The following is a 24,225-nucleotide window of genomic DNA, read 5'->3' as shown; positions in this document are numbered from 1 at the left end:
TCAGCACTCGATGACGTTGACGGCGAGGCCGCCGCGCGCTGTCTCCTTGTACTTGACCTTCATGTCGGCGCCCGTCTCGCGCATGGTCTTGATGACCTTGTCGAGGCTCACGACATGCGAGCCGTCGCCGCGCAGGGCGGTGCGGGCCGCGGTGATGGCCTTGACCGACGCGATGGCGTTGCGCTCGATGCACGGGATCTGCACCAGACCACCGACCGGGTCGCAGGTGAGGCCGAGGTTGTGCTCCATGCCGATCTCGGCGGCGTTCTCGACCTGCTCGGGCGTGCCACCCATCACGGCGGCCATCGCACCGGCCGCCATCGAGCAGGCCGAGCCGACCTCGCCCTGGCAGCCGACCTCGGCGCCGGAGATCGAGGCCGTCTCCTTGTAGATGACGCCGATCGCGCCGGCGGTCAGCAGGAAGCGGACGATGCCGTCGCGGTCGGCGCCGTTGACGAAGTTCGCGTAGTAGTGCAGCACGGCGGGGATGATCCCGGCCGCGCCGTTGGTCGGTGCGGTCACGACGCGGCCGCCGGACGCGTTCTCCTCGTTCACCGCGAGCGCGTAGAGCGTGATCCAGTCCATCCCGCGCAACGGGTCGTCGCTCGTGCCCTCGAGTCGCAGCCGGCGGGCCAGCTCGGGCGCGCGGCGACGCACCCGCAGACCGCCGGGCAGCACGCCCTCGGTGGAGATCCCGTTGCGCACGCACTCCTTCATGACACGCCAGATCTCGAGCAGCCCGTCGCGGACCTCCTGCTCGGTGCGCCACGACAGCTCGTTCTCGAGCATGATCCGCGAGATCGACTTGCCCGTCTCCTTGCAGTGGGCGAGCAGCTCGTCACCCGTGCGGAAGGGGTGCGCGACCGGCGTGGAGTCCTCGACGATCTTCGTCTCGCCGTCGGCGTCGCCGCCGACCACGAAGCCGCCACCGACGGAGTAGTACGTGCGCTCGGCGAGGGTCGCACCCGACGCGTCGACCGCGGTGAACGTCATGCCGTTGGGGTGCACCGGCAGCGTCTTGCGGCGGTGCAGCACGAGGTCCTCGTCCTCGACGAAGTCGATCTCGTGCACCCCGAGCAGGGAGACGCGGCGGTGCGCCCGGATCTCGGCCAGGCGCCCCTCGACGGCTCGTGGGTCGCACAGCTCGGGACGCTCACCCGTGAGACCGAGCAGCACCGCCTTGTCGCTGCCGTGGCCGTGACCCGTCGCTCCCAGCGAGCCGAACAGCTGCGAACGCACCCGCGCCACGCGGTCGAGGACCTCCTCGTCGCGCAGCCGCTCGGCGAACATCGCGGCAGCGCGCATCGGTCCGACGGTGTGCGAGCTCGACGGCCCGATGCCGATCGAGAAGAGGTCGAAAACGCTGAGCGCCATGGTGTCCTGACTTCGTGTCGTCGTTGACGGCTGTCACCCGGGGGTGTGGGGACCCGTCGAGCGTACGTCCAGCGGCGCCGAGCCCGCACACACCTGCAGGCTGGGGCCTGCCGGGCGGCTGGGTGGGCCGCCACCTAGAGTCGAGCAATGCCGCAACCACGCTGGGTCGATGCCGCCACCGTACGCCGGTCGCTGACTCCCGATCGCGCGCGCCGTCTCGTGCGGCAAGCCCTGGCAGACGGCCTCGACCCCGCCGCCGACCCGCTCCGCCAGGCGGTGCCCGCCGGTGAGGGACAGCTGCTCGTCATGCCGTCGGCCAATCGCCAGGCGGCAGGGGTCAAGGTGCTGTCCGTCGCTCCCGGCAACCCGGCCCGTGGGCTCGACCGCATCCAGGCGATCTACGTGCTGATGGACACCGAGACGCTGACGCCCTCGGCCCTCATCGACGGGTCGGCGGTCACGGCCCTGCGCACGCCGGCCGTCTCGGCCGTCGCGATGGACGCGCTCGCTCCCGCTGACGCGGAGGCAGCCGTCGTCTTCGGCACCGGGCCCCAGGCGGTGGGCCACGTGGAGGCGCTCCTCGCGATCCGGCATACGTCGTCGGTGACCGTCGTGGGGCGTCGCGGCGAGGCCGCGCGAGCCACGGCCCAACGGGTCTCGAGCCTCACGGGCCCCACGCGTCTGCACGTCACCGCCCTGACCGTGGACGACAGCGCGGTCGAGGCTGCGGTGCGCGACGCGCAGGTCGTGGTCACGGCGACGTCAGCGGCGACGCCCGTGGTCGGCGACGACTGGGTGGCGGACGGTGCGTGCGTGGTGGCCATCGGCTCCCACGAGGCGCATCGACGCGAGCTGGGCTCGGGCCTGCTGGGGCGGTCGCTCGTCGTCGTCGAAGACCTCACCACGGCGCACCGCGAGGCCGGCGACGTCATCCTCGCGGCGGCTCAGGGCGCCCTTGACTGGGACGACGTGCACACCCTCCAGGACGTCGTGCTGGGCAAGGTCCAGCGCGCGAGCGACCGACCGAACGTCTTCAAGAGCGTCGGCATGGCGTGGCAGGACCTTGTCATCGCCGAGCACGTGGCCCGGCTCTGAGCCGAGCGCCTAGGCGCCCGTGACGATCTCGTCGATCGGGGACAGCCCGTCGTTGAAGGCGATGACGCGACGTGACGTCGTCTCGGGATGCGCCACGACCGACCGGATGACGTGCGCCACGTTGTCACGCGAGACCTGACCGGCCGAGACCCCGTCACCGGCCTCAATGTGTCCCGTCGCGGCGTCCAGCGTCAGGGCGCTCGGACGCAGGAGGGTCCAGGAGAGGTCGCTTCCTTCGAGGTAGCCGTCCGCGACCGTCTTCGCGTCGGCGTACGCGTAGAACGGGTTGTCCTGCGGCACACCGTGATCGGGGCCTGCACCGAAGTACGAGACCATGACGTAGCGGTCGACCCCTGCCCCGGCAGTCGCCTCCATCGAGCGGATCGCGGCGTCGCGGTCGACGGCGTACGTACGCGCTGGGTCCCCACCGCCCGCGCCGGCTGACCACACGACGACGTCGCTGCCGCGCACGAGGTCGGTGAGCTGCTCCGTGGTCGCGGATGCGACGTCGAGCACTGCAGCGGTCGCACCGGTCGCCTCGACGTCGGCGACGTGGTCGGGGTTGCGCACCACGGACGTGACGTGGTGGCCGTCGGCGACGAGGAGCGGGGCGGCGAGAAGTGCGACCTTGCCGTGGCCGCCGATGATGAGAACTCGTGACATGACTCCACCATCGCAGAGCGACACCGGAACTACCCGAGGGCAGAGTGGCGAAACCGACGATCTCTCCAAGCGTCAGGGCCTTCGCGTTCGTGTAGGTTCTCTCTCGGCTGAGGCGCCTGCCGCCTCGCCACGGTTCGCCGGCCGCCCTCACGGTCACTGAGTTTCCTTGCGTTGCAACACCCTCCACGTTCGCGGCTCGTGACCTGACTGGTTGTGCGCCGCCCTGCCCGGATGCGCACTCACTGATGCCCAGAACCATCCATGTCGTCGCACCCTCACGCGCCACCACCCTCTTCGTCGTCGCCACGATCGCCGCAGCAGGCGACTGGAGCCTCAGCCTCCAGTCGGCGTCCGCAACCGCCCGGGACCCCCACAAGGTGTGGGTCTGCAAGTACGTCCAGAAGCCCGGGGCCGACGAGGTGCTCAAGCGGGGCAAGAACCCCATCCACGTCGACGCAGCCTCTCTGACGAACGACCGAGGCGTCGCACCCGCACTCGGCGACACCTTCTCCGACGGCCAGTTCCGTTCTGTCGTGGTCTCGCTCGACGCCGCGGCACCTACGACCGCATGCCCGACGACCGTGACCCGAGTCGGCCGCAGGTCCGGTCGCTCGCACGCGCACGACCGTCAGCGCCGCGCCCACCACGCCGGCCACCACCGCTGCTGCCACTCCCGCAGCGCCGGTCACGAGCACCGTTGTCCAGAGTGGCTCGACCATCACCACGGCCGCCCAGCGGGTCGCGACGGAGGCCGTGGTCGGCGGGGTGGGTGGCGTCGAGGCACCTGCGACCGTCGCGCTCGCCGCTGTTCCGGCCCTCGGCGATGGCGCGCCGGACACCGGCGGCACGGGCCAGGCGGCGGACCGCACGAGCACGCTCGATGTCATCGTCGGCCTCGGCCTCTTCATTCTGGCCGGCGTCCTGTTCACCGTGCGGACTCGCCGTCGCGGGCGAAGCACCGCCGAGGTCGACTGATCGGCGGCCGACACCGCAGGCATCGTCGCGCGGCTGCCGCTCGCGCGGCGATGTCCCTGCTCATCACCGTCCTCGTCGGGGGCGGAGCCTGGTTCCTCGTCGACCGACCGCTCGCCCAGGCCGGCGCCGCCGCGCAGGGGGCGGCCAGGCCTCGGGCCCCGGTGGCCGGCGCCGAGGGTCCCGGCTGCCGTGCGGGTGCACCGCAACGCGTCGTCTACGCCGCCCTGGGCGTGGACGCGAAGGTCGAGCGGATCGGTCTCGACCGCGGCGCCGCGGGAGTGCGTCGCCTCGGCAACCCCACCGACACCGGCCGGATCGGGTGGTACGCCGCTGGTCCCCGTCCCGGCAGCGGTTCCGGCACGGTGCTGCTCGACGGCCACACCTACCGCGATGGTTCTGCCGTGTTCGGCGAGGACTTCCCGATGCGTGCGCGGGCCGGACAGCTCATCCAGACGGTTCAGCCGGACGGGTCCGTCTGCTCGTACCGGGTGCAGCGCGTGTGGCCGGCCGTCGACGCAGAGCGCGACTACCCGCGCATCGTCGCGTCGGAGCACGTCTACGACACGGATGGGCCCGAGCGACTCTTCCTCACGACGTGTGGCGGCCGGTGGGACTCAGCGCGCGAGGAGTACGACGACATCAGCGTCCTCGTCGCCACGCGCATCCACCCGTGACCCGCACTCCCCCGATCGAGAGAACACTCCGTCACGCACGGGCCGGTGACGGAGTGTTCTTTCGATTGGGGAACGGGCGGGTCAGGTGCGGGAGCTGCGGCCGATGAGCCAGCCGAGGACGACGCCGAAGGCGGCGGCCGCGGCGTAGCCGGCATACCTCTGGATGAGCACCGGCATGACCGCCGACCCGAGGTCGAGGGGCGCGTCCTCCTCGACCTCAGAGGTGACCCGGCGCGGGGTTGATGACGACGCCGTCGCCACCCGCGGACGCGTGTCGGCCGCGAGCGCGTCGGAGCCGGTCTCGACGAATCCCGTTGCGGGAGAGTCGTCTGCAGCCGGCACGCCCGAGCCCGACGCCGCGGCCGCTCCCGCTGCCGCCGGAGTGGCCGCGGCCTCGCCCCCGCCCCCGGCCGCCCCGAGCTGCTTCTCGATGCAGGCGACGAAGGCCTGGAGCAGCTTGTCGGAGACGTCCTGCATGACGCCGCGGCCGAACTGTGCCGGCTTACCGGTCACCGCGAGGTCGGTCGTCACGTCGGCCCGCGTGCCGCCGCCATCGGGAGCCAGCTGGATCGAGACGGTCGCGCCTGCGGTGCCGTTGCCCCGCTTGTCCTTGCCCTTCGCCTCGATGACGGCACGATGGGCCGTGTCGTCGCGCTCGACGAACGAGCCGGAGCCGGAGTAGACGAGAGCGATCGGGCCCAGCTTGACCTTGACCGTGCCGGAAAAGCCGTCGTCGGTCACCTCCGTCACGGTCGCCCCGGGGAAGCAACCGCCGACCCGCTCGAGGTCCATGAAGAGGGCCCACGCGTCGTCGACCGAGGTCGGCACGGTGAAGGAGTGCGTCAGCTCCATCCGGCGATCACGCTCCCGCTGCGGCGAGGACCGCGCGCCGCGTCAGCACCGTGGCGAGGTGCTTGCGGTAGTCGGCGTCGCCGTTGAGGTCGGAGGGCGGGTTGGTGCCCTCGGCGACCGAGGCGACGGCGGCGCGCACGGCCTCGTCGGTGGCCTGCTTGCCGACGAGCGCCTCCTCGACCGCCTTGGCCCGCAACGGGGTCGAGCCCATGTTGGTCAGGCCGACCCGCGCCTCGGCGATCGAGCCGCCCTCGCTGCGCACCGTGGCCGCGACGCCGACGATCGACCACTGGTGGCTGACGCGGACGAACTTCTCGTAGTGTGCCCCCCACCCGGTGTGCTTCGGGATGCGGATCTGCGTGAGCAGCTCATCTTCGCCGACAGCCGTGGTGAAGAGGTCCTCGAAGAAGTCGTCAGCCGCGACCGTGCGGGTCGAGCCACCAGACCCCGCGATGACCAGATCGGCCCCCAGGGCGAGCGCCGGAGCGCCGACGTCGCCCGCCGGGTCGGCGTGCACGAGCGCACCGCCCACCGTGCCCCTGTGGCGGATCTGCGGGTCGGCCACGGTGGCGATCGCCTTGGACAGCAGGGCCGCGTGCGTCGACACGGCCTCGGAGGCCAGCACGGCGGCATACGTGGTCATGGCCCCGATGACGAGGTGGTCACCGTCCTCGGAGATGCCTTGGAGCTCGGCTATGCGCCCGAGGTCGATGACGACGCCGGGTGCGTTGAGGCGCATCCGGAGGATCGGCAGGAGCGACTGGCCACCGGCCAGCACCTTTGCCTCGTCGCCGTGCTCGGCGAGTGCCGCCACTGCGTCGGCGACGGACGTCGGTGCCAGGTAGTCGAACTGTGCGGGGATCACTGGTCGCTCCCTTCGCTCGCGGCGCCGGGATCCTGGTTGGGCGCACCCTCGTCGAAGTGCGGTGCAGCGTCGCGTTCACCCTCGGTGTTGACCGGGGCACCGGCCTGGATCGCCTTCCACACCCGCTCCGGCGTGCACGGCATGACGATGTCGTCGACGCCGAGGTGGCGCACCGCGTCGACGATCGCGTTGACGACCGCTGGGGTCGAGGCGATGGCGCCGGCCTCGCCGACACCCTTGGTGCCTAGCTTGGTGTAGGTCGACGGAGACGTCGTGTGGTCGGTGACGAAGCTGATCGTGTCGGCCGACGTCGGCAGCGTGTAGTCGACGAACGAGCCCGTGACGAGCGTGCCCTGGTCGTCGTACTCGGCGCCCTCCCACAGTGCCTGCGCGATGCCCTGGACGAGGCCGCCGTGCACCTGCCCCTCGACGATGAGCGGGTTGATGATCGTGCCGATGTCGTCGACGCAGACGTACTTGCGCATCGACGCGGCCCCGGTCTCGGTGTCGACCTCCATCGCGCACAGGTGGGTGCCGTGCGGGAACGAGAAGTTCTCGGGGTCGAAGGTCGCGGCGGCATCGAGGCTCGGCTCGACGCCGTCGGGCAGGTTGTGGCCGGTCCACGTCGCGAGCGCGACCTCGGGCATCGAGATGCCCTTGTCGGTGCCCTTGACAGCGAACTTCCCGGCCGCGAACTCGATGTCGTCGAGGCTCGCCTCGAGCAGGTGGGCGGCGACGACCTTGGCCTTCTCGATGACCTTGTCGGCCGCTCGGACGACGGCCTCGGCGCCCACGACGAGGGAGCGCGAGCCGTAGGTGTCCATGCCCTTGGACGAGATCTGGGTGTCGCCGTGCAGCACCTCGACGTCGTCGAAGGGCACCCCGAGCCGGTCGGCGACGATCTGGCTCCACGCCGTCTCATGGCCCTGACCGTGTGGCGAGACCCCGGTGAGGACCTCCACCTTGCCCGTGGCGAGCATCCGGATGCTGGCGCTCTCCCAGCCACCGGCGCCGTAGTTGAGCACGCCGAGGATCCGGGACGGGGCGAGGCCGCACATCTCGGTGAAGGTCGAGATGCCGATGCCCAGCTGGACCGGGTCGCCCGAGTCGCGACGCTGCTTCTGCTCTGCGCGCAGCTCGTCGTAGCCGAAGAGCTCCTTGGCCTTGGCGGTGGCTGCCTCGTAGTTGCCCGAGTCGTAGGTCATGCCCGCGACCGACGTGAAGGGGAACTCGTCGTGGGTGATCCAGTTCTGCTCGCGCACCTCGAGCGGGTCGCGGCCCAGCTCGGCCGCGAGCTCGTCCATCATCCGCTCGATGGCGAACGTCGCCTCGGGGCGACCGGCCCCGCGGTAGGCGTCGACCCACGTCTTGTTGGTGAGCAGTGTCCGCACCGTGAAGTGGTACGCGGCGAACTTGTAGATGGAGTTGAACATCCACGCGCCGAGCACCGGAGTGCCGCCGCCGACGACCCCGACGTACGCGCCGAGGTCGGCGAGCAGCTCGACCTTGAGGCCGGTGACGGTGCCGTCCTTGCGGGCGGCGAGCGTCAGCTTCTGCCACTGGTCGCGGCCGTGGTGGCCCGAGAGCAGCGACTCCGAGCGGGTCTCGGTGTACTTGCACGGCTTCCCCAGCCGGCGGGCCACCGCGATGGTCGCGAACTCCTCGGGCGTCGTCTGCAGCTTGCCGCCGAAGCCACCGCCCACGTCGGGCGCGATGACGCGCACCTTGGACTCCGGTATGCCGGTGGTGGCCGCGACGAAGAAGCGCAGGATGTGTGGGACCTGGGTCGAGGACCACACGGTCATCTGCTCGCCGGTCGGATCGCAGACGGTGGAGCGCGGCTCCATGAACGAGGGGATGAGCCGCTGCTGGCGGAACTCGCGCTCGACGACGATGCCGTCCTCGCGGGCCTTGGCGATCTCGTCCTCGACGTCGGTGCCCGACCCCTGGGCGGCGGAGTCGAGGGTCCACACCGCTGAAGTGTTGGTGCCGAGGTCAGGGTGCGCGAGCACCTCGTCCTTGACGGCCTCCTTGAGGTCGAGCACGGGCGGCAGCTCGTCGTAGTCGACGTCCACGAGCTCGGCGGCGTCCCGGGCCTGGGCGGCCGTGCGGGCCGCGACGACCGCGACGATCTCGCCGGCGCAGGCGACGTGGTCGATGACGACGGGCAGGTGGTCGGGGGACTTCTGCTCACCGTTGAGCGGCCAGGCGGTCATGACCAGGCCCTGACCGTCCTTGATGTCCTGGCCCGTCACGACCCCGACGACGCCCGGCGCCCTTCGCGCCTCGTCGGTGTTGATGGCCCTGATGGTGGCGTGAGCGAAGGGGCTGCGCACCATGGCGAGGTGCAGCATGCCGGGAAGCTGGATGTTGTCGGTCCAGCGCGTGCGACCGGTGATGAGGCGCTGGTCCTCCTTGCGCGTGCGCGCCTTGCCGATCTCGCGCGCGGGCGCGTCGGCGGCGTCGGCCGGCCGGTCCTCGGTGACGGTCATGAGCTCACCGCCTGCGAGCTGAGGTCCTTGGCCGCCTGCTGAACGGCCTTGACGATGTTGTGGTAGCCGGTGCAGCGGCAGAGGTTGCCCTCGAGGCCTTCACGGATCTCCTGCTCGCTCGGGTCGGCGTTCTCCTTGAGGAGGTCGCAGGCCTGCATGATCATGCCCGGCGTGCAGTAGCCGCACTGCAGGGCGTGGGTCTCGTGGAAGGCCCGCTGAACCGGATGGAGCTCGCCATCCGCGGCGAGCCCCTCGATCGTCGTCACCTCGTGACCGTCCGCCTGGACGGCGAGGACGTTGCACGACTTCACGCTCGTGCCGTCGAGGTGCACGGTGCAGGCACCGCAGTTGCTCGTGTCGCACCCAACGACGGTCCCGGTCTTGCCCAGGTTCTCGCGGAGGTACTGGACCAGAAGGGTCCTGGGCTCGACCTCGTCGGAATAGCTCACCCCGTCGACGGTCACATTGATACGGGTCATTGCTGTTTGTCCTCCTGCCGCACTGCAGTTGACTTCCCCACGGTGAGTCTGGCTCGGAGTCGACTGCTGCACAAGGGCACCGGGCGAACCCGTGGCGACCGCTGCCGGCGGACGCACCGGGCCGACCCGGCGGCATACGCAAGACTGTCGTGCATGACTCTCCACGCCGACGACTACCTGGCACTCCGCAGCCGCTACGACTCGATGACCTACCGCCGCACGGGCCGCTCCGGCCTCGACCTGCCGGCCGTCTCGCTCGGCCTGTGGCACAACTTCGGCGACGACGTGCCCCTCGACCGCCAGCGGGCCACGCTCCGGCGGGCCTTCGACCTCGGGGTCACGCACTTCGACCTCGCCAACAACTACGGCCCGCCCTACGGCAGTGCCGAGCGCAACTTCGGCACCATCTACGCGCAGGACTTCAAGCGCTACCGCGACGAGCTGATCATCAGCAGCAAGGCCGGCTACGACATGTGGCCGGGGCCCTACGGCCAGGGCGGCGGCAGCCGCAAGTACGTCCTCGCCTCGCTCGACCAGTCGCTCGAGCGGCTGGGCCTCGACTACGTCGACATCTTCTACTCCCACCGTTTCGACGAGACGACGCCGCTCGAGGAGACGATGGGCGCGCTCGACACGGCGGTGCGCTCGGGCAAGGCGCTGTATGCCGGCATCTCCAGCTACTCGGGCCCGCGCACTCGCGAGGCCATCGAGATCCTCCGCTCGATGGGCACGCCGCTGCTCATCCACCAGCCCAGCTACTCGATGCTCAACCGCTGGGTCGAGGAGGACCTGCTCGGCGTGCTCGGCGACGAGGGGGTCGGGTGCATCGCGTTCAGCCCGCTCGCGCAGGGCATGCTCACCGACAAGTACCTCAAGGGCGTGCCAGCGGGTTCGCGTGCGTCGCAGGGCAAGTCGCTGTCGCCGAAGCTGCTGAGCGAGCAGAACCTCAAGCACGTGCGTGCGCTGAACCGGATGGCCAAGGCACGCGGACAGTCCCTCGCACAGATGGCGCTCGCGTGGATCCTGCGCGACCAGCGCGTCACGTCGGTGCTCATCGGCGCCTCGTCGGTCGCCCAGCTCGAGGACAGCCTCGGCTCGCTCGGCAACCTCGACTTCTCCACGGAGGAGCTCGACAAGATCGACAAGCACGCCGTCGAGGGCGGCATCAACCTCTGGAAGCGGTCGAGCACCCACTGACCCAGGCACTGACCCACACCCCCGAGGACGTATGCCGTGTGGCCGGGGCCGCGCCTGGCCGCGGTCCCGGCACGCTATCCCCACATCCCCACGTCACTGCTGCGCCACGTGCAGCAGTGACGTGGCGGACCCGGACCCGGGCATACGGCATACGGCATCCGCTCAGGTGCTCGGCTGCCAGCCGGGGCCGCGGAGCACGTGGCCCCAGCGGTCGTGCCAGGAGCGGGCTGCCTTGACGTCGTGCCAGATCGAGGCGTACTCGTGGGTGGCGACGACGAGCGGGTTGTAGGTGCGCAGCTGCTTCGTCAGGCCGTAGACGACGCGCTCGCCCTCGGGCTCGAACGAGCGGAAGAGGCGGTCCCAGACGACGAGGATGCCGCCGTAGTTGCGGTCGAGGTAGCCGTTGTTCATGCCGTGGTGGACGCGGTGGTGCGAGGGCGTGTTCATGATGAGCTCGACTGGGCGCCAGAGCTTTTCGATCCGCTCGGTGTGCAGGAGGAACTGGTAGAGCAGCGAGATCGACTGCTGCAGGAAGATGGCCCACGGCGGCACGCCGAGCAGCGCGAGCGGGGCCCAGAACGGGATGCCGCCGAAGGGGGTCCACGTCTGGCGCAGTGCCGTGGAGAAGTTGTAGCGCTGGCTCGAGTGGTGCACGACGTGGCTGGCCCAGAGGATGCGCACCTCGTGGTGGCAGCGGTGGTACCAGTAGTAGGCGAGGTCCTCGAGGAAGAAGATGACGACCCACACCCACCACAGCGAGGTGTCGAGGCGCAGCGGCGTGACGGCATACAGGGCGCCGTAGACGACGAGCTGCAGCGCCTTGTAGCCGATGCCCACGACCACGCTGCCGATGCCCATCGACAGGCTCGTCACCGTGTCGCGCACCTCGTAGCCGACCTCGTCGTCGTCGGGTGCGAACCACAGCGAGGCGACCTCGACGACGATGAACGCGATGAAGAAGGGGATCGCTGTGAGGATGAGGTTGACCATCACGCGCCCCGGGTGAGGTGGTCGAGGGTGCGGCCGTCGTCGGTGAGGGAGGCCCACACGTCGATGGCCTGGGTGAGGATCGCGTCGGCGAGGCGGGCGGCCTCGGCACCGTCGCGGTCCGCGATGGCCTTGGCCAGCGGAGCGTGAGGGAGGAGGTCGGCGCGGTCGGCCGCGAGGAGGGCGTCGAGCGACCCGGGCGCGCTGTCGATCGCGTGCATGAGCGAGTTGAGGGCGAGCCGGAAGGTGAAGTTGCCGCTCGTCTCGACGACCTCGAGCCAGAAGGTGCGGTCGGCGTCGTCGATGTCGGGGCAGCCGTATGCCGTCGCGGCGGCGACGATGCGCTGGTGGCCTTCCGCCGTGCCGCGGGTCGCGGCCAGGCGGGCAGCATCGACACCGATGCACCGGCGCATCTCGAGCCCGTCGCGCAGGATCGTCGGGTCGAGGCCCTCGCCGGAGCGGGCGAGGTGGGCGAGCAGGTCGAGGCCGGCGCTGCTGCGGACGTCGAGCACGCGGGTGCCGCCGCCGTGGGCCACCTTGACGAACCCGGCGGTCTGGAGCCGCTGGAGGGCCTCGCGCACGGCGTGCCGGTTGACGGCGAACGAGGCGGCGAGCTCGCGCTCGGGCGGCAGGGAGTCGCCGGGCGCGAACCGGCCGGTGAGCACGGCGTCGCGCAGCTCGGAGAACACCTCGTCGGACACCGAACGACGAGCGACGGGGCCGAATCCACTCTGACTCATGCGCGCCACCATGACACCTGGCCCATCAACTCATCAAGAGGTTGGACCAATTTGTGACCCAGGCCGCTGTGTAGGTTGAGCGCCATGCCCGCACTGAGCATCCAGGAACGCCTGTATCCCGACCTGCCCTGCTTCGGCTGCGGCCAGGCCAACGACAAGGGACTCCAGCTCAAGAGCTTCCCGCTCGGCGAGAGCGCGGCGGACGGGGTGAGCGCCTCGTTCACACCCTGGCCCGAGCACGACAACGGCCTCGGCTACCTCAACGGCGGCATCATCGGCACGGTTCTCGACTGCCACAGCGCGGCCGCGGTCATGCTCGAGGCCGAGCGCGGCGGCTGGCCGCCGCTGCCCGGAGCCGACCTCTCCTACGTCACCGCCGGTCTCGACGTGCGCTACCTGCGGCCCGCGCCGCTGCACGACCCGGTCGAGCTCTTCGCCGCCGTTGTCGAGGCGTCCGAGCCGCAGATGACGGTCGAGGTCGAGCTGTGCTTCGACGGCAAGGTGCGAGCCCAGGCGACCGCGACCTGGAAGCGCTGGCGCCCCCGCCCCTGACGCGTCGTCCCGTGGCTCGGCCAGCGAGGGCGCCGAACATGTCGCGGTGCGGACGCCGTTCTGCGCGGCGAGGGCGGTACGGCGCGTGAGGGACGCACGGCCCTCGACAATTGCGCTGGCCGTGTCAACCTTTGAGGAGGACGAGCGACTTCACCTCTGACACACGGTTGCTCGGAGGTGGACATGGCGACGGACGGGACTCGCACGGGTTCAGTGGTGACAACAGGGACGAGGGAGCAGGCCCTGGCCGGGCTCTTCCGGTCGCACTGCGTCGAGCTCGTCCGTCTCGCCTACTTCCTGCTGGGCGACCGCGGCCGCGCCGAGGAGGCCGTCCAGGAGGTCTTCCTCACCCTCTTCCGTGCCTGGCCGCCGCGCAATGAGGAGTCGGCCGTGGCCTATCTCCGCGCGGGTGTCATCAACCAGTGCCGGTCCGACCAGCGTCGCGCCATCCGCGCGCGGCGAGGCGAACCGCTCCTTCGAGCCAGCCTCACGTGGGGGCAACCCGTGCCTGACGCGTCAGCCGAGGTCGTCGCGCACGACGAGGCCGGCCGACTCGCAGGGCAGGTGCGTCAGCTGCCCCGGCGTCAGCGGGAGGTCATCACCTGCCGCTACTACCTCCAGCTCAGCGAGAAGGAGACCGCAGCCCTGCTCGAGATCGGGATCGGCTCGGTCAAACGACATGCACACCGCGGTCTGGCCACGCTGCAGGCACGACTGGAGGGATCACGATGAGCGCGACCGAGCGCCGCGTCAGCGAGCTGCTGCGCGCGTACGGAGAGGGACTCGAGATGACTTCCCATGACATCGACCGGCTCGGGCGCGAGCTCGAGCAGAAGCAGGCCAAGGACCAGGCCGCGCGCCAGCGGCGACGGACCAGGATCGTCCAGGCGGCCGTGGCGGCGTGCGTCGTCACCGGCGTGGTGCTCGGTGCGCTCGCCCTGCGCTCCCGGCCCCCGACGGTGCCGGTGCCCGTCGCGCCCCCGGCGCCGACCATGACCCAGCTCGCTGGCATCTGGCGCGAGGAGCCCCAGCAGGGGCAGGACCCGTCCGGCTTCCTCTGGAGCTTCACTCCGCAGGGCCTCGCGATCGACAGCGGCCCCGACGACCTGTTCCTCCCGCAGGCGACACACCTGCTGGCCCTGGTCCCGGGTGGTTTCACGATCACCGACACCGAGGCGCCCGACTGCACCACGCGCTTCGACGCCTCGATCTCACCGGAGGGGCACCTGCGCGCGACCGTGGCGACCAGCACGCCGACCCAGGGACGGATGTGCGACCTCCAGAAGGGCGACCCCTTGGACCTCACCCGGATCTCCCCGCTGTCGCCGGCGAGCGAAGCCCTGACGTCGGTCTGGCCGGCGCGACCCGCCACACCCGTGAAGGGGGTCGGCGTCCTCAGGGGCACCTGGCTGCTGCAGGGCACCGGCCGGGTGCTCACGATCACGGGCACAGGCGAGTACGAGGTGCGGGACCCGGCTCAGGTCGACCGGAACCGCAAGGGTCGGCTGTCGGTCGCCCCAGACGGCCGGGTGACCGTCACCGCCGCCGACGATGCGAAGTGCACGGCGACCTACCGGCCGACGACGACGCGCTACAACGCGTTCGACACCGTGCTCGACGGTGGCGGCTGCGCCCGGCTCGGCCGCGCCGGCGACCAGTGGATCCGCCTCAACTGAACTGAGCCCGCCCGATCGAGAGAACACTCCGTCCGCACCGAGCGCGACCGCACGGTCTCGCTGTCAGGACGGAGTGTCCTCTAGGTTGCTTCGGAGAATCGTCAGTGCTGCGGCTCGGAGTCGTGGGGGGTGTCGTGGGCGGGATGGTGGTGGTGGATCGGGCCGTCGGTCGTGGCGAGACGCTCGCCGGCTCCGCCCCAGCGCAGCGCGATGATCTCGGCGGCGATCGAGACGGCCGTCTCCTCGGGGGTGCGCGCGCCGAGGTCGAGGCCGATCGGAGAGCTCATCCGGGCGAGCTCGTCGTCGGCGAGCCCGGCCTCGCGCAGCCGCTCGAGGCGGTCCTCGTGGGTGCGCCGCGAACCCATCGCCCCGATGTAGGCCACCTCGGGCAGGCGCAGCGCGACCTCGAGCAGCGGCACGTCGAACTTGGGGTCGTGGGTGAGGACAGCGATGACGGTGCGCGAGTCGATGCGCCCCTCGTCGACCTCGTTCTGGAGGTAGTCGTGCGGCCACTTGACGACGACCTCGTCGGCGCCGGGGAAGCGCGTCTTCGTCGCGAAGACGGGCCGGGCGTCGCAGACCGTGACGTAGTAGCCGAGGAAGCCACCGACGCGAGCCACGGCCGCTGCGAAGTCGATGGCGCCGAAGACGAGCATCCGTGGCTTCGGCGCGTGGGCGGCTACGAAGACCCGCATGCCCTCGCCGCGTCGCTCACCATCCGGCCCGTAGGTGAGGATGGCCGAGCGCCCTTGCGCGAGAAGCCCTCTCGCGTCGTCGCGCACGGCGTCGTCCGCTCGGCCGCTGCCCAGCGATCCGAGGACGGATGCCGTCTCGTCGCCTTCGGTCTCGGGGTGCACGACCACACGCCGCCCGACCCAGCCGGGCTCGGGGTGCTCGATCACGGTGACCACGGCGACGGGACGTCCGGCCTCGATGTCGTCGGCGACGGCACCCAGCTCGGGGAAGGTCTCGCGGTTCACCTTCTCGACGAACACGTCGAGGATGCCCCCGCACGTCAGCCCCACGGCATACGCGTCGTCGTCGCTCACGCCGTAGCGCTGGAGCACCGGGTGTCCGCTGCCGACGACCTCTTGGGCGAGCTCGTAGACGGCGCCCTCGACGCACCCGCCGGAGACCGACCCGACCGCCTCGCCGTCGGGGCCGACGAGCATCGACGCGCCGGGCTGGCGCGGGGCCGAGCGCCACGTGCCGACGACGGTGCCCACGCCGATGGTCTCGCCGGCGGACCACCATTGCATCAGCTCGTCCATCACCTCACGCACGGGAGACCACCTCGATCAGCTCCTCGAACGCCGCGAGCGAGTGGCCCGCGACGAAGTCGTCGATGTGCGGCAGGGCCGCGACGATGCCCTGCTGCACCGGCTCGTAGCCGGCCTTGCCGCGGTGCGGGTTGGCCCAGACGACCCGGTGCGAGAGGGCCGCGAGGCGTCGCATCTGCTCACCGAGCACCTCCGGTCCCTCGCGTTCCCAGCCGTCGGAGAAGACAACGACGACGGAGCCCCGGGCCATACCCCGCCGGCCCCAGCGGTCGAGGAAKGCGCCGATGGAGTCGCCGAGGCGGGTGCCGCCCGACCAGTCGGGCACGACGCGGCCGGCGGCGGCGAGCGCCCGGTCGGGGTCGCGCTCCGTCAGGGCCCGCGTGACGTGGGTGAGGCGGGTGCCCATCGTGAAGACCTCGACGTGGGGCACCGCGCGCACGAAGGCGTGGGCGAGGCGAAGGAGGCTGTCGGCATACGGGCTCATCGACCCGGAGACGTCGATGAGCAGGACGATGCGGCGGGGACGCACGCCGCGACGGCGGTGGTGGATGCGCCCGGGCTCGCCCATGCGGCGCAGCTGCTCGCGCAGGGTGGCGGGCCCGTCGACGGCGCCTGTCGTCGCTCGGACGTGGCGGCGCGCCCTGCGGAGGGGGGCGCGGGGGGCCAGCGAGGCGAAGAGGCGGGCTGCTGCCGCGCGGTCGGCCGCGCTCAGGGTCGCGATGTCGCGGTGGCGCAGCACCTCCTGGGCACTGGCTCGCGCCTGGACGGTGTCGGTGTCGTCGTCGGGGCCGCCCTCCCCCTCGCCACTGTCGAGCGGCGCCTGGCGGACGGGGGGCCGCACGATGTCGACGCGCTGTCCGCGCGGGATGGCCTCGCCGCCGAACCAGCGCTCGAAGACCTCGTCGTATGCCGGGAAGTCGGCGGGCGTGGCGGTCAGGGTCGAGCGCCCGGCCCAGTAGATGCCGGCGCGCTCGCCCATGCCGACGGTCGCGGCGGCGAGCAGGAAGGTGCGCTCGCGGTCGGCCGTGACAGCGAGGCCGGCGGCGCGCAGGGCGCGGGCGAAGCCGAGGAGCAGCTCGTCGGGCGCGAGGTCGAGGTCGGTGCTGGTCATGGGTCTGTGGCCCGTGCCTCAGGCGGTGAGCAGCTTGTCGAGCGAGGCCCGGATGCGCTCGGAGTCCTCGCGGTACTTCAGGGCTGCGCCGAGCGTCGCGGCCGCGACCTCCGCGTCGAGTCGGGTCGCGCCGACGGTCTCGAGGGCGCGGGCCCAGTCGAGGGTCTCGGCGACGCCCGGCGGCTTGATGAGCTCGCCGCCGGTGCGCAGGCGCTGGACGAGGGCGACCACCTGCTCGGCGAGGGCTGCGCTCACCTCGGGCAGGCGGGTGCGGACGATCTCGAGCTCGCGCGCGAGTCCGGGGTGGTCGATCCAGTGGTAGAGGCAGCGGCGCTTGAGGGCGTCGTGCAGCTCGCGGGTGCGGTTCGAGGTGAGCACGACGATCGGCGGGGTTGCGGCGCTGACGGTGCCGAGCTCGGGGATCGTGACCTGCCAGGTGGAGAGGACCTCGAGGAGGAACGCCTCGAACTCGTCGTCGGCGCGGTCGATCTCGTCGATGAGCAGCACGCACGGGGCCACGCGCAGGGCCCGAAGCACCGGTCGGGCGAGGAGGAAGCGCTCGTCGAAGAGCTCGGACTCAAGCTCTCTGGGGTCGCGGCGCTCGTCGCGGCTGATCGCCTCGACGGTGCGCAGGTGCAGGATCTGGCGCGGGAAGTCCCAGTCGTAGAGGGCCTGCGTGGCGTCGATGCCCTCGTAGCACTGGAGGCGGATGAGCTTGAGGTCCAGTGCTTGCGCGAGGGACTCGGCCAGCGCCGTCTTGCCGGTGCCCGGCTCGCCCTCGAGCAGGATCGGGCGGTTCAGCCGGGTGGCGAGGAAGGTGACGGTCGCGAGCGCCTCGTCGGCAAGGTAGCCCGTGCCGCGGAGGGCGGTCGTGACGTCGTCGGCACTCGCGAACAGGTGATCCATGCCCTGAGCATCGCTGATCATCGAGGCTCGTGGAAGCGGCGGGGCCGTTCTGCGCTGGGGTCAGCGGGTCGTGTTGAGCTCGTCAGGGGTGTCGGCGTCGCGGCCGGTGGCCAGGTCGCCGCACTCGACAAGCTCGTGCTCCGTGGTGCGGAAGTAGTGTCGCGCGCCGTGATCGCCCACCGCCGTCGCGATGACGCCCTCCCAGTGGTCGCGCCCGATGAGCGCGGGGTGCCCCGGGACGCCCTCGTATGCCGCCCGCCTGAGTGTCGCGCGCAGGTCGGCGGCCGACGGGCCGCTCGGCTCGTCGACCTCGACGGCGTGCGCGTCGGGGTCCGGATGTGGGGAGTGGAGGTTGTCGACGTGCCGTGCCGTGTCGAGCACCCGAGCGACCACCTCTGGTGTCAGGTCGGGCAGGTCGACGAGGGTCACGAGGGCCGCATCGACGCAGCCCTCACCCTCGTGCGTGGCTCGGGCGAGCCCCGTGAGCCCGGAGCGGAGGGAGGCGCCCATGCCTTCCTCCCAGTCGGGGCAGCGGACGACGTCGACGTCGCGGCCGAGGGCGGTGACGATCGCGGTGACCTCGTCGGCGGCAGCGCCAACGACGACCGTGATGCCCGCGCACCCACCGGCATGAAGCAGACTCACGGCGCGCTCGACGAGTGTCGGCTCGTCCGGGTGCCGGCGGACCAGGGCCTTCGGACCGCCCATCCGCCGTCCAGCCCCAGCTGCAAGGACGAGACCGCGCACGTGAGCAGCTCGCCCATGCACCGCGGCCGCGGGGGGGCCATTCTCCAGGTCGCTCATATTCGTGAACCTACCCACGAAGCCGGCCGCTGTTGCCGCCAAGCCCTTAGCGACGACCCGCATCCCCCCGCCCGCTTGGGGCGTGTCACTCCGCCACGTTCATGTGTACAGAGCGATCCTGCAGACGCTGGGGAGGAACGAACCGTGGTCGTCGCGCGACGTGGCGCGAGCCCGGCTGTCGGGGCTAGCTCGTACTCTCGCCGCATGGCTCAGTGCACAGCTCCTCGCGAAGGTCACCGCACCGCAAGCGGTCGCGCCAACTGCCCCGCGTGTGGGGGACAGTCGTCATACCGGTCCTACTATTCGCCGCCGTCCTACTACTCGTCGCCCACCCCAACCTCCCGCCGTGGCGGTTCCTCGAGCGGAGGCGGTGGTAGTCGATCCGCGCGGCCCAGGTGGTCGCCGGCGACCTCGCGGGTGACCTACACCGTGGACGAGGTCTCGGCGCTGGACCGTTATCGCAACAAGGTCGAGGCACTTGGAGCGAGAGCGGAGTCGTACGACCTGTTTCTCTGTCACGCCTGGGACGATCGGAGGGAGACGGCAACTGACTTGCACAACCTCCTCGAAGCCGAAGATGTCTCTGTCTGGTTCAGCGAAAAGGACATCGTCCTCGGCCAGCCTTTCATGCGAGAGATCGACAAGGGACTGGCCAAGACACGAATCGGCCTCGTCCTGATCACCCCTGCGTTCCTCAGACGTATCGAGAGCGGAGGCGTGTCAGAAAAGGAGCTCTCAGAACTCCTGTCTAGAGACCTACTGATCCCGGTCGCTCACGGCGTTACTTATGACGAGATTCGGTCGGTAAGCCCGCTCCTCGGCTCACGCAACGGCTTGAGCACGGCCGAGGACTCCATGGAGGACATCGCCAAGAAGGTCGCCGAACTGGTCACCGTCTAGCAACCTCGGACCGCCCGTCAGTTCGCCGGCCGCCACAAGGCAGACGCCCGGACCAGCAAGGACCGATCCATCTCGCCCATCCCATGGACTTTGGCCAGGTCAGACGGATCCGGTCGCCCCCGTGACCGGTTGAGTGGCGAGTTGCGTCACAACGCCGCTAGTCGGCCGGGCGGAGCGTGCCGCTCACCCGACATGGCGATGACTGCGCCTGCCGGCGATAGGATTTTGGAACCATGACCGATGAGGCCGAGGGGGCCAAATGGCGGTTGACGAGCACGAAGGTGTGACCTTCGAAACGACGGTGAGGGCAAGTGGCAACAACACCGGCATCCCGGTGCCGGACGAGGTCATTGAGCAACTGGGGCGCGGTAAGCGCCCTCCAGTGCTAGTCAGCGTGAACGGCTATGAATACCGCAGCACGGTCGCCGTCATGGGCGGTCAGTACCTCATTGGTCTCAGTTCTGCCGTTCGCGCCGCCACGGGGTTGGGAGGCGGCGACCCGATTTCGGTGAACCTGAGAGTCGCGGACACTCCGCGCGATGTGGATGTGCCCGCCGACTTCGCAGCTGCCATGGATGGTCAGGAAGCAGCCCGCCAGTTCTTCGACGGCCTCGCGAACAGCTTGCAGCGGTACCACGTCGACAACATCAACGCGGCCAAGGCACCGGAGACTCGCCAGCGACGCATCGACAAGGCGGTCGGCCTCTTCGTGGCCGGCAAGCAACGATAGGGCGGGCACAACCCGCTTCTGAGGATGCGGTGAGCAAGGTCCATTTCTCCGATCTAGCCGGCCTGTGGGCGACCAGTCCTGGCATCCGGCGGGACGCGTCTATCTGCGCATACCGGCGGTCACATTCCGACGTGTCAGTCAGTGTCGCCCGCGCCGGCGTGGGCTGCCTCGGCTAGCGCGGCCGTGATGGTGAGTCTCTCGCCCTCTGCGACAGCGGCGCCCCACCGCTGGGACCCAAGGGCAGTCCTGGCTGCGGCCAGCGAGGTCTCCCGAAGCCATTCCTCCTCCGCCTCCGAATCGAGAACATCTCCGGCGCGCTTCAATGCGCCCCAGTACGCGCCTGCCAGCCTCGCGGCCCGGGCGTGGTCGTGCAAGAGCGCGCAGACATGCGCGCCCACGCTCGAAACGTTGAGCGCCCACAAGGGTTGTTCCACGGCGGGGGCCGCACGGACCATGTCGACGAGCCGAACTGCGGCCTCGTCGACCCGGCCAAGGTAAGCCAGGCACATAACGGACCATGCCTCCGCCAGGATGAAGCCGAGTTCGTCGCCGGCCCGGGCGGCAACGGACCGCGCGCTCGTCAGGATGTCGAGGGCCTGGGCGTAGTCTCCTCGTTCAAGCTCCAGGAAGGTTCGTGCCTGCAGCGCACCCCAGAGGTGGTTCCAATCACGATGGGCCGTGGCCAATGCCGCCGATTGACGGGCCAGCTGGTCGGCTCGATCGAACTCGTGGGCATCGGTGGCGTGACGGGCTAGTGCGGTCATTGCCTCCGACTCGAGTCTCGGGTCACCCAAAGCGCGACTGATCTTGACCGCCTCCTCGAGGGCTGGGCGTCGTTGGTTGTCGGCCGGGCCGAGAAATTCGGACGCACTGCACAAGAGCGCCGCTCGCTCGGGTGTGGGCTCGCCCGTGTCGATGTCGAGGGCACGCAGCAGCCATGCTCGGCCCTCCGCGAAGGCGCCGATACCGAACCAGAACGAGCCGAGATATGCGGCGAGCCGAACGCCGAGGCGGGTGTCTTGTGCAGACCGCTTGTCGGTGGCAGCGTCGAGAGCCCACGCGAGGGCGGCGCGCAGGTTGGCTGACTCCATCTGCAGGCGTTGGCGCCTTGCAGGCGTGTCGGGGGTGCCTCTGCTGAACCAGAAGTCCGTGGCCAAGTGGAGGAGGTACTCCGCCTGCCGCCGTCTGGCCCCGTCGGCCTCCCCGCATCCCTCGAGCACTGAGCCTGCGAACGCACGCACGGTCTGGAGCATGTGCACTCTCGGCTCCCCCAGGGGGTCGTCGTCGACCAAAACCAGACTCCCCTCCACCAGCGACTCGACATCGGCCAATACGTCCTGAGAAGCGTCGACACCGGCCACCGCCGAGCACGCATCGACAGAGCCGCCCGCGACCAAAACGGAAAGACGGCGAAAGGTGGCCTGCTCGCGTGTCGTCAGCAGGTCGTAGCTCCAGCCCACGGTCCGGCGAAGCGTCTGTTGGCGAGGAGGTCTGCCCACCAGCGGGTCGACGACATCCAAGGCATCCGTCACCTCTCGGAGCAGCACCGCCGGAGACATGATCCGAGTGCGCCGCGCGACGATCTCGATCGCCAGCGGGAGTCCGTCCAACCGCCGGCAGATTTCAGCAACGTCCGACGCGTTCTCATCCGTGAGCTTGAACCCGGCACGGGCCGTTCTCGCGTGTTGACAGAAAAGTTCGATTGCCGGCGAGGCGTTCAGCATCTCGGCATCGCCGCCATCGGGTACGCCCAACGGTCTCACCACGTACTCGCGTTCCCCGCGCACGTGGAGTCGACGGCGAGATGTGGCTATCACGCCAAGAGCGGGCGCCCCTCTAAGCAGGGCGCTCACGGCCTCCGGACCGTCTACGATCTGCTCGAGGTTATCGAGCACGACAAGGGCTCGTTGTTGTGCCAACCGCTCGAGGAAGCCAGAGCTCGTCGTTGGCTCGCCCGGAACACCCAGAGCCTCGACGAGGCCCCGCCACAGCCCGGCGGCAGTGGTGACCGTTGCCAACGGTAGGAAGAAGACGCCGTCGGGAAAGTCGAGCGACACCTTGGCTGCCAATGCCACCGCGAGCCGTGTCTTGCCCACACCTCCCGGCCCGGTCAGCGTCAGACACGTGTAGGGCTTCGAGATGAGGGCAGCCAGCGCCTGCAGGTCGGCATCCCGCCCCAGCAGCGGCCCGGCGTCCATGGGGGGCAGCGAGGCCTTCGCCCCGAGGGTCTTCAGCGGCGGAAACTGCGACTTCAGCCCGGGAACGGTCAGCTGGTACAGGTGAACAGGCTCTGGGAACCCCCGTAAGCGATGCCATCCGAGGTCGGTACCGCGACCATCCACCCCGGTTAGCGCTGCGACCGGCTCGAACGTCGCTCTGGTAAGGACGATCTGGCCGCCGTGTGCCGCCGCCGACACACGGGCAGCCAGATGCACGTCAGCCCCGACGAACCCGTCCCCGTAAGGCATCGGATTGCCGGTGTGCACCCCCATCCGCACACGTACCGGTCGGTGCGCAGGCCAGTCCTGGGTCGCCAACTCACGCTGGGCCTGCAAGCACGCGTGCACAGCGGCCAACGGATCCTCGAACACGACGAAGAAACTGTCGCCCTCGGTTCCCATCTCCTTGCCCTCGTATGCCGTCCACGCCCGACGGAGAACCCGGCGATGCAGCTCGAGAGCATCCACGTACCGCTCGCGAAGACTCAGCAGCAGCTGCGTCGAACTCTCGATGTCGGTGAAAACCATCGACACCGACCCACCCGACACCCCAGCCATCTTTCGATAATCCCCTCGGCTACCCAGCATTGCCAGCGCCGGTATTCGACTCCCGCTGCCGCGCCAGTCCAGCCGCCACGAGCACCGTCACGCCTGCACGACGAGCACCGCGAGGTGTGTCTCTCCGCCGCTAGACCGCCGAGCGGAGGCCGCAGAACCTCGGTACTGCCGTCAAGGAGTCGGCTCGTTTTCCCCAAGGCCTCAGACGTTGCGCTCGGCTCGCTCCGCCTCGACCCGAGCCAAGATCCAAGAGGTGACTGAGCCAATGGCTGCTCCGACAATGCCGATGCCCGCCACCATGAGGACCACGCCGACGACTCGCCCTTCTGCCGTCACCGGGTACCTGTCTCCGTAGCCGACCGTTGTGACGGTGGTGCAGGCCCACCAGAGCGCGTCGCCGATCGTGGTGATGTTGGCTCCCTTTGCTGATCGCTCGGCGTCCAGAACGGCGAGAGCGCCCAGACCGACGGCGACCGATGCCGCCCCTGCCACGTAGACGAGCACTCGACCGGCGAGATTGTTCGCAGCGGAGCGGTCGAGGATCCGAACGAAGGCAAGGAGGCGAAGAAGCCTCAGTGGACGAAGCAGCGGAAGCGCCACCAAAGCCACGTCGTACCAATGTTGCAGCGCGTACGCGCGGCGGCTGTCCGCAAGGACCAACCGGGTGAGCAGATCAAGGGCGAACGCCCCCCAGACCGTCCACGAAAGAGCATCCAGGATGTTGCGCGTGCTGGGGTCGAGGCGAGGGTCCAGGACCGGCCAGGCGTATGCCACGAGGAACGCCAGGGCGAGCAGGATGAGCGGTACCTCGGGGCGTCGTTCCCATTTCTGAACAGTCACGAAAATGAGTTTCGCAGCCGGAGGCGCCATGGGGTCTTGATGGCGGCGTGGAGGCTGGATCGCATCGCGGTCCGCGTAGATGACCAGTCGCGAGTCGTAAGGTCCGGCTGCGCGCCGACTCGGCGACCGGGACCCCGTCGTCTGCCTTCGCGGGGCCGACAGACGCGCGATGCCGAAGCGATTCGGAGCCGGTTCAGGCCTGACGTGAACCAGGCGGTCTGCGCGAATCGGGGACAAGCGGGCAGGCCCGGGATAC

At 70.1% G+C, this 24,225-nt stretch carries 23 protein-coding genes; 9 read left to right on the top strand and 14 right to left on the bottom strand.

Annotated features, from left to right (window positions below):
• Entirely contained in the window at positions 1–1,374 is a 1,374-nt protein-coding gene (locus AC1DE0_RS07840) for an L-serine ammonia-lyase (protein WP_478098939.1), read from the bottom strand.
• Positions 1,375–1,521: 147 nt separating this feature from the next.
• Between AC1DE0_RS07840 and AC1DE0_RS07835 the strand changes: the two genes are divergently transcribed.
• Positions 1,522–2,469 carry an ornithine cyclodeaminase family protein gene (locus AC1DE0_RS07835; RefSeq protein ID WP_478098937.1) on the top strand — a complete coding sequence of 316 codons (948 nt, stop codon included), beginning with the start codon at positions 1,522–1,524 and terminating at the stop codon, positions 2,467–2,469.
• Positions 2,470–2,478: 9 nt separating this feature from the next.
• Here AC1DE0_RS07835 and AC1DE0_RS07830 read toward each other — a convergent pair whose 3' ends face one another.
• A complete protein-coding gene (locus AC1DE0_RS07830; RefSeq protein ID WP_478098935.1) occupies positions 2,479–3,132 on the bottom strand; it encodes an NAD(P)-dependent oxidoreductase in 654 nt (217 codons plus the stop codon).
• Between the two features lie 765 nt (positions 3,133–3,897).
• Between AC1DE0_RS07830 and AC1DE0_RS07825 the strand changes: the two genes are divergently transcribed.
• Positions 3,898–4,107 carry a hypothetical protein gene (locus AC1DE0_RS07825; RefSeq protein WP_478098933.1) on the top strand — a complete coding sequence of 70 codons (210 nt, stop codon included), beginning with the start codon at positions 3,898–3,900 and terminating at the stop codon, positions 4,105–4,107.
• 50 nt (positions 4,108–4,157) lie between these two features.
• Positions 4,158–4,781: a class F sortase gene (locus AC1DE0_RS07820; RefSeq protein WP_478098931.1), complete on the top strand. Its 624-nt coding sequence runs from the start codon at positions 4,158–4,160 to the stop codon at positions 4,779–4,781.
• An 81-nt stretch (positions 4,782–4,862) separates the two neighbouring features.
• Here AC1DE0_RS07820 and AC1DE0_RS07815 read toward each other — a convergent pair whose 3' ends face one another.
• Genes AC1DE0_RS07815 through AC1DE0_RS07800 form a run of 4 tightly spaced genes read right to left on the bottom strand, consistent with a single transcriptional unit; the run spans position 4,863 to position 9,469 of the window.
• Positions 4,863–5,633 carry an SRPBCC family protein gene (locus AC1DE0_RS07815; RefSeq protein ID WP_478098929.1) on the bottom strand — a complete coding sequence of 257 codons (771 nt, stop codon included), beginning with the start codon at positions 5,631–5,633 and terminating at the stop codon, positions 4,863–4,865.
• A 7-nt stretch (positions 5,634–5,640) separates the two neighbouring features.
• Positions 5,641–6,498, bottom strand: coding sequence for an FAD binding domain-containing protein (locus AC1DE0_RS07810; RefSeq protein WP_478098927.1), 858 nt, complete (start codon positions 6,496–6,498; stop codon positions 5,641–5,643).
• Positions 6,495–8,990 (bottom strand): xanthine dehydrogenase family protein molybdopterin-binding subunit, encoded by a 2,496-nt coding sequence (locus AC1DE0_RS07805; protein WP_478098925.1) that lies wholly within the window; start codon positions 8,988–8,990, stop codon positions 6,495–6,497. The genes AC1DE0_RS07810 and AC1DE0_RS07805 overlap by 4 nt, the downstream gene beginning before the upstream one ends.
• Entirely contained in the window at positions 8,987–9,469 is a 483-nt protein-coding gene (locus AC1DE0_RS07800; protein WP_478098923.1) for a (2Fe-2S)-binding protein, read from the bottom strand. Before AC1DE0_RS07800 ends, AC1DE0_RS07805 begins: the two co-directional genes overlap by 4 nt.
• 153 nt (positions 9,470–9,622) lie before the next feature.
• Here AC1DE0_RS07800 and mgrA point away from each other — a divergent pair, with 153 nt between their 5' ends.
• Positions 9,623–10,666, top strand: coding sequence for an L-glyceraldehyde 3-phosphate reductase (gene mgrA / locus AC1DE0_RS07795; RefSeq protein ID WP_478098920.1), 1,044 nt, complete (start codon positions 9,623–9,625; stop codon positions 10,664–10,666).
• 162 nt (positions 10,667–10,828) lie between these two features.
• Here the strand turns inward: mgrA and AC1DE0_RS07790 are convergent, their stop codons facing one another.
• Both AC1DE0_RS07790 and AC1DE0_RS07785 read right to left on the bottom strand, forming a co-directional pair.
• A complete protein-coding gene (locus tag AC1DE0_RS07790; RefSeq protein WP_478099570.1) occupies positions 10,829–11,656 on the bottom strand; it encodes a sterol desaturase family protein in 828 nt (275 codons plus the stop codon).
• The gene (locus AC1DE0_RS07785; RefSeq protein ID WP_478098918.1) at positions 11,656–12,393 is read right to left on the bottom strand and encodes a FadR/GntR family transcriptional regulator; all 738 of its coding nucleotides are present in this window, start codon (positions 12,391–12,393) and stop codon (positions 11,656–11,658) included. The genes AC1DE0_RS07790 and AC1DE0_RS07785 overlap by 1 nt, the downstream gene beginning before the upstream one ends.
• 84 nt (positions 12,394–12,477) lie before the next feature.
• Between AC1DE0_RS07785 and AC1DE0_RS07780 the strand changes: the two genes are divergently transcribed.
• The 3 genes from AC1DE0_RS07780 to AC1DE0_RS07770 all read left to right on the top strand — a co-directional run bounded on the left by AC1DE0_RS07780 (position 12,478) and on the right by AC1DE0_RS07770 (position 14,621).
• Positions 12,478–12,945 (top strand): PaaI family thioesterase, encoded by a 468-nt coding sequence (locus AC1DE0_RS07780; RefSeq protein ID WP_478098914.1) that lies wholly within the window; start codon positions 12,478–12,480, stop codon positions 12,943–12,945.
• Between the two features lie 216 nt (positions 12,946–13,161).
• Complete coding sequence (locus AC1DE0_RS07775; protein ID WP_478098912.1) at positions 13,162–13,677, top strand: RNA polymerase sigma factor; 516 nt, start codon at positions 13,162–13,164, stop codon at positions 13,675–13,677.
• On the top strand, positions 13,674–14,621 hold the full coding sequence (locus AC1DE0_RS07770; protein WP_478098908.1) for a hypothetical protein: 948 nt from the start codon (positions 13,674–13,676) through the stop codon (positions 14,619–14,621). The genes AC1DE0_RS07775 and AC1DE0_RS07770 overlap by 4 nt, the downstream gene beginning before the upstream one ends.
• Positions 14,622–14,722: 101 nt before the next feature.
• Here the strand turns inward: AC1DE0_RS07770 and AC1DE0_RS07765 are convergent, their stop codons facing one another.
• Genes AC1DE0_RS07765 through AC1DE0_RS07750 form a run of 4 tightly spaced genes read right to left on the bottom strand, consistent with a single transcriptional unit; the run spans position 14,723 to position 18,665 of the window.
• Positions 14,723–15,904: an XdhC family protein gene (locus tag AC1DE0_RS07765; protein ID WP_478098904.1), complete on the bottom strand. Its 1,182-nt coding sequence runs from the start codon at positions 15,902–15,904 to the stop codon at positions 14,723–14,725.
• The gene (locus AC1DE0_RS07760; protein WP_478098901.1) at positions 15,897–17,012 is read right to left on the bottom strand and encodes a vWA domain-containing protein; all 1,116 of its coding nucleotides are present in this window, start codon (positions 17,010–17,012) and stop codon (positions 15,897–15,899) included. The genes AC1DE0_RS07765 and AC1DE0_RS07760 overlap by 8 nt, the downstream gene beginning before the upstream one ends.
• Positions 17,013–17,030: 18 nt before the next feature.
• The gene (locus AC1DE0_RS07755; protein WP_478098897.1) at positions 17,031–17,918 is read right to left on the bottom strand and encodes an AAA family ATPase; all 888 of its coding nucleotides are present in this window, start codon (positions 17,916–17,918) and stop codon (positions 17,031–17,033) included.
• A 60-nt stretch (positions 17,919–17,978) separates the two neighbouring features.
• Positions 17,979–18,665: a nucleotidyltransferase family protein gene (locus tag AC1DE0_RS07750; protein WP_478099567.1), complete on the bottom strand. Its 687-nt coding sequence runs from the start codon at positions 18,663–18,665 to the stop codon at positions 17,979–17,981.
• Between the two features lie 474 nt (positions 18,666–19,139).
• Between AC1DE0_RS07750 and AC1DE0_RS07745 the strand changes: the two genes are divergently transcribed.
• Both AC1DE0_RS07745 and AC1DE0_RS07740 read left to right on the top strand, forming a co-directional pair.
• Positions 19,140–19,622, top strand: a complete 483-nt coding sequence (locus AC1DE0_RS07745; RefSeq protein WP_478098894.1) for a toll/interleukin-1 receptor domain-containing protein — start codon at positions 19,140–19,142, stop codon at positions 19,620–19,622.
• A gap of 259 nt (positions 19,623–19,881) precedes the next feature.
• Positions 19,882–20,352, top strand: coding sequence for a YdeI/OmpD-associated family protein (locus tag AC1DE0_RS07740; protein ID WP_478098892.1), 471 nt, complete (start codon positions 19,882–19,884; stop codon positions 20,350–20,352).
• Positions 20,353–20,486: 134 nt separating this feature from the next.
• Here the strand turns inward: AC1DE0_RS07740 and AC1DE0_RS07735 are convergent, their stop codons facing one another.
• Entirely contained in the window at positions 20,487–23,099 is a 2,613-nt protein-coding gene (locus AC1DE0_RS07735) for an ATP-binding protein (RefSeq protein WP_478098889.1), read from the bottom strand.
• 231 nt (positions 23,100–23,330) lie between these two features.
• A complete protein-coding gene (locus AC1DE0_RS07730) occupies positions 23,331–23,969 on the bottom strand; it encodes a potassium channel family protein (protein WP_478098887.1) in 639 nt (212 codons plus the stop codon).
• Positions 23,970–24,225 lie beyond the last annotated feature (256 nt).

The sequence above is a fragment of the Terrabacter sp. 05T424 genome, assembly GCF_056396225.1.
Note: the sequence above shows the minus strand (reverse complement) of the source record. Positions and strands in the feature narration are given on the sequence as shown.

Coding starts and splice junctions, on each gene's coding strand:
- AC1DE0_RS07735 (WP_478098889.1), bottom strand. CDS start 23,099: ATGGTTTTCACCGACATCGAGAGTTCGACGCAGCTGCTGCTGAGTCTT.
- AC1DE0_RS07780 (WP_478098914.1), top strand. CDS start 12,478: ATGCCCGCACTGAGCATCCAGGAACGCCTGTATCCCGACCTGCCCTGC.
- AC1DE0_RS07740 (WP_478098892.1), top strand. CDS start 19,882: ATGGCGGTTGACGAGCACGAAGGTGTGACCTTCGAAACGACGGTGAGG.
- AC1DE0_RS07820 (WP_478098931.1), top strand. CDS start 4,158: ATGTCCCTGCTCATCACCGTCCTCGTCGGGGGCGGAGCCTGGTTCCTC.
- AC1DE0_RS07755 (WP_478098897.1), bottom strand. CDS start 17,918: ATGGATCACCTGTTCGCGAGTGCCGACGACGTCACGACCGCCCTCCGC.
- AC1DE0_RS07800 (WP_478098923.1), bottom strand. CDS start 9,469: ATGACCCGTATCAATGTGACCGTCGACGGGGTGAGCTATTCCGACGAG.
- AC1DE0_RS07770 (WP_478098908.1), top strand. CDS start 13,674: ATGAGCGCGACCGAGCGCCGCGTCAGCGAGCTGCTGCGCGCGTACGGA.
- AC1DE0_RS07785 (WP_478098918.1), bottom strand. CDS start 12,393: ATGAGTCAGAGTGGATTCGGCCCCGTCGCTCGTCGTTCGGTGTCCGAC.
- AC1DE0_RS07835 (WP_478098937.1), top strand. CDS start 1,522: ATGCCGCAACCACGCTGGGTCGATGCCGCCACCGTACGCCGGTCGCTG.
- AC1DE0_RS07815 (WP_478098929.1), bottom strand. CDS start 5,633: ATGGAGCTGACGCACTCCTTCACCGTGCCGACCTCGGTCGACGACGCG.
- AC1DE0_RS07790 (WP_478099570.1), bottom strand. CDS start 11,656: ATGGTCAACCTCATCCTCACAGCGATCCCCTTCTTCATCGCGTTCATC.
- mgrA (WP_478098920.1), top strand. CDS start 9,623: ATGACTCTCCACGCCGACGACTACCTGGCACTCCGCAGCCGCTACGAC.
- AC1DE0_RS07840 (WP_478098939.1), bottom strand. CDS start 1,374: ATGGCGCTCAGCGTTTTCGACCTCTTCTCGATCGGCATCGGGCCGTCG.
- AC1DE0_RS07805 (WP_478098925.1), bottom strand. CDS start 8,990: ATGACCGTCACCGAGGACCGGCCGGCCGACGCCGCCGACGCGCCCGCG.
- AC1DE0_RS07830 (WP_478098935.1), bottom strand. CDS start 3,132: ATGTCACGAGTTCTCATCATCGGCGGCCACGGCAAGGTCGCACTTCTC.